The organism is Vibrio genomosp. F10 str. 9ZD137 (genome assembly GCF_049974785.1).
In the GTDB taxonomy this organism is placed as follows: Bacteria; Pseudomonadota; Gammaproteobacteria; order Enterobacterales; family Vibrionaceae; genus Vibrio.
Genome location: NZ_JBNGCJ010000154.1, coordinates 1 through 3,889, shown reverse-complemented (window position 1 = coordinate 3,889; position 3,889 = coordinate 1). Strand labels below are relative to the sequence as shown.

The following is a 3,889-nucleotide window of genomic DNA, read 5'->3' as shown; positions in this document are numbered from 1 at the left end:
CCGCCACCGCGATTAAAACCGACAAAATAACCGGTGATAACCCAAACACCTCAGCAACCGTAGCAAAAACAGGAATAAGCAAAGCGGCACTGGCTGTATTACTGGCGAACTCAGTTAAGAACACCACAAAGGCAGCGACAATGAGAACAATGAACACAAGACCAAATTGTGAAATTAAATCGCTTAATTCATTAGCCAAGAAAACACTGGTTCCCGTCGCTTTCAGCACGTTACTCAAACAAATACCGCCACCAAATAGCAACAACACGCCCCAATCTGCGGTTTTTTCGATGTCTTTCCAATGAACAACTCGTGCAAAGTTCACCATCACAATCGCGGTTAAGGCAACGATGGTATCAAATTTTGCGTACCCACCAAGCATCGCGTTAATAGGTTTACTGAAGATCCAACACAATACGGTGACGGTAAAAATAGCAAGTGTCACTATCTTACCTTTATCCCACTCTACGGGGGTTTTATTGAGTTCGAAGTCTCCTTTTAGGTCTGGCTTAATGACGAAATACAATACGACGATAGCGAGAGGAAGCAAGATCATGGCAGCGGGAACACCAAAGGCCATCCATTCCGTAAATGTTAAACCAACCTCAGCCGCAGCAATGGCATTCGGTGGGCTACCGACAATGGTCGCAATACCGCCAATGCTGGCACTATAAGCGATGCCTAACAGCACAAACACATAAGTTTTATGCCCTGTTTCTGCATTCACTTTACTCAACACACCCAGTACCAGTGGCAACATCATTGCGGTTGTTGCGGTGTTGCTTATCCACATGGACAGACCTGCTGTCACGCCAAATAGCATGTAAACTGCTACGCTCATGCGGCCCTTTGCCAGAATCAGTACTTTATCCGCAATGACTTTATCAAGCCCTTGCCGGTGCATGGCGGCGGCCAATGCAAATCCGCCAAGAAAGAGAAAGATAATGGAATTAGAGAAGTTATTGAGTGCCGTCTGAGTATCAAAGACACCAAAAAGAACCGCCAAAATGGGAACCAAAATAGCGGTCACGGTAACGTGTAGAGCTTCCGTTAACCAAAGGATGGCAATAAATGTAAGCATACTCAGGCCCAAAACGACTTGAGGATCAAACGGCAGCGTTTTATACAAAAACAAGCACAAAACAACATTCGATAAAATAATGAGGCTGTTACGGTTTAAAAACCACTCACGTGTATTTGAGGGGAGTGGCACACTGTCATTTCGGTTCATGGTTATTGTTCCTTTCTAGGTAAACCTGACAACAATATGCTTACATAGAAATAACCATTTAAATAATTCACGCTACGAAGTTGTTAACCACATCAACAATAAGGTTAATGAAGTTAACATCCTGAAATAATTATTAATTTAAAATAAGTTCACCTCTCGTATAACGCCAAGATTATCAATAGAACTATCAATTTACTTCACCAGTAATTGATCAAAGCTCTCGAATACTTGAGGACATGTCATCACTCTTCCATGTCCCTGCCCGGTGGTCGCGTGAAGCGTTACAGTGCTAATGTTGTTCGCAGCGCGTTCCGATACAGAAAAGTCAGCAAACTTATCTTTGCGATCATGGACGATGATCGTGCTAGCTGAACGCTTGCTGAGTTTTCCATAAGGATCCACAGACTGAATAGGGTAATGGTACTGCTCCTCTATTTCAGACACTATCGCTTCAAAAAGTCGTAGCGAATACCCAGAACGTGCAACGCTGCCGAACAAGTTGTCGAGGTAATCCAGCACTGGAGCAATCAATAGCATTGGGCAGTCGATAATTTTTCGGTGGTGGCACTCCAATGCCGATGCCGTGCCCATACTGTGAGCAATGACACCAGCCACATCTTCTTCAAAGCTATCTAATATCGCTTCCAAGCCTTGAACAAACGCTGGAATATGACCATAAATACCATCACTTTTTCCGTGAGCAGGGTGATCGTAGGCCAAAGCGGTATAGCCCTTACTCGCTATGTGCTCCATTAACGGATAAAACTGACTCGCCGTTCCGGACCACCCATGACTTAATACCCATATTGGTCCTTGACCAAGTTGATAAGTTTTCAACACCCCATGTTCCATTTTGACTTCGCCTTTCACCAACCCCTTCGGCTCACTGTTTTTAGGCGGCGTTCTCATTGGGGTAAGTAGCAATCTTCGTGCAACTTTTTTAGCGTGCTTTGGCGCGACGGTATGATGAAAACGGGTCGAGAGATTCAACAAACTGCGCTTTACGCTAAATTTTGCTGAAGTATTAAAGTAAATTTTGTCACTCATGTTCATTCCTTGATTTAGCCATTAATAGAACGACCGTGCTTTTTTAGAACGCAGTCAGTGTCAATAATTGTGTTTAGGGCCAATAGTCGCTACTTGTAACCCGCGTTCATTTTCTTGTAAGACGATGTCTAATGTGAATCGATGTTATCACTGCGCCAACTGACAAAGAGTCGTTTAACACCTTGCCAAAAATGCTGATAGCTTGCTTGCTCACCTCGAATGGAATAAAAAAGGTGCGCACTTAAGTACAAACCATACAATTCAAATGCCGCTTGTTTCGGATCTAAATTTTGATGGAACTCACCACTTTCTACACCTTTTTCAATCTGAATTTGTAGGTAGTTTATCCACGTAGAGATCGTCTTCTTCAATGCAACTTGCGTTTCATTAGGAGAAGCGGCGTTATCTTTCCACGCATCCAAAAACATACAACTGCCTTGAAAAGAGTGGTTCCAACTTAACCAGTTATCCATCAACGCAATAAGCTTATCTTCAATACTGACAGTATCTTGTAATCTCGCGGGTGAGATAACCCGTTGCGTAAAAATAAGATTCGCGTATTCAAGTACACTGACTTGCAGATTATCTTTTGAGTTAAAATGCGCAAATAGACCACTTTTGGACATACCGCACTGCTTAGCAAGCGCTCCTATGGTTAAGCTCTCTAGACCATTGATGCTGGCAAGCTCAAACGCGGTATTCAAAATGTGTTCTTTGGTAACTCGGCCTTTGCTCATATTCATCACAAAAATACATTCACTACCCTATATTTAGCACGTTCGTACTTTTTTGCAAATTAAATGTTCATTATTCCAATACCGAGGCACAATGCGATAGAGGATAAATTTAAGGATATTCATGACCACTCTTATTGAACAACTCGCCTTTTCAGCATCGATCACCGGCCCTATCTGCCTTATGTTGTTTCTTGGTGTTTTACTTAAGCGAATCCGCCTAATCAATGAGAATTTCATTGATATCGCCTCAAAGTTGGTTTTTCAAGTCACCCTACCGGCGATGCTCTTCCTAAGTATTGTTCAAGCGGAGCACGACTTTTCAAAGAGCGGAAATTTGGTGTTCTTTGGCCTCGTCGTGAATGCTCTATTCTTTCTTTTTACCATGCTTGTCACTAAACGAGTCTTTCGAGAACCAAAAGATCAAGGCGTTATTATTCAGGGTGGATTTCGAGCTAACACCGCAATCATTGGCCTCGCCTATGTGGCGAATATCTATGGTGAATCTGGTGTCGCTTTGGCGGCAATTTATGTGGCCTCAACGACCGTGCTTTATAATATTCAAGCCGTGATTGCCCTTTCACCTACCGAGCAGGGTTTTGGCGCACAAGCCGTTAAAGTCATCGGCAAAACACTGACTCGAAATCCACTCATCATCTCTATTTTACTGGGTGTGATCGCCTACTCACTCTCGATCCCTATCCCAAACGTAGCGATAGATGCAGGACAATATTTTGCGGATATGACCCTGCCTTTGGCGTTACTTTGCACAGGCGGGTCGTTGAATATTCAGTCATTAAAACACGACCGAGCACCGACATGGTTTGCCAGTTGTTTTAAATTGATTCTAGCGCCGGTCACCGCCACTCTGGCAGCC

General features: G+C 43.5%; 4 protein-coding genes. 1 reads left to right on the top strand and 3 read right to left on the bottom strand.

Translation table 11 applies throughout. The annotated features are described in order from the left end of the window. From ACP45E_RS01960 to ACP45E_RS01950, 3 genes are all read right to left on the bottom strand, one after another. Positions 1–1,231 (bottom strand): SLC13 family permease (locus ACP45E_RS01960; protein WP_069584643.1); only part of this gene is annotated, 1,231 nt, incomplete at its 3' end. A 192-nt stretch (positions 1,232–1,423) separates the two neighbouring features. Beyond that, positions 1,424–2,278: an alpha/beta fold hydrolase gene (locus ACP45E_RS01955; protein ID WP_017037788.1), complete on the bottom strand. Its 855-nt coding sequence runs from the start codon at positions 2,276–2,278 to the stop codon at positions 1,424–1,426. A gap of 128 nt (positions 2,279–2,406) precedes the next feature. After that, complete coding sequence (locus ACP45E_RS01950) at positions 2,407–3,015, bottom strand: TetR/AcrR family transcriptional regulator (protein ID WP_026026589.1); 609 nt, start codon at positions 3,013–3,015, stop codon at positions 2,407–2,409. Positions 3,016–3,136: 121 nt separating this feature from the next. Here ACP45E_RS01950 and ACP45E_RS01945 point away from each other — a divergent pair. Next, on the top strand, positions 3,137–3,889 hold a 753-nt coding region (locus ACP45E_RS01945; RefSeq protein ID WP_069584641.1), incomplete at its 3' end, for an AEC family transporter.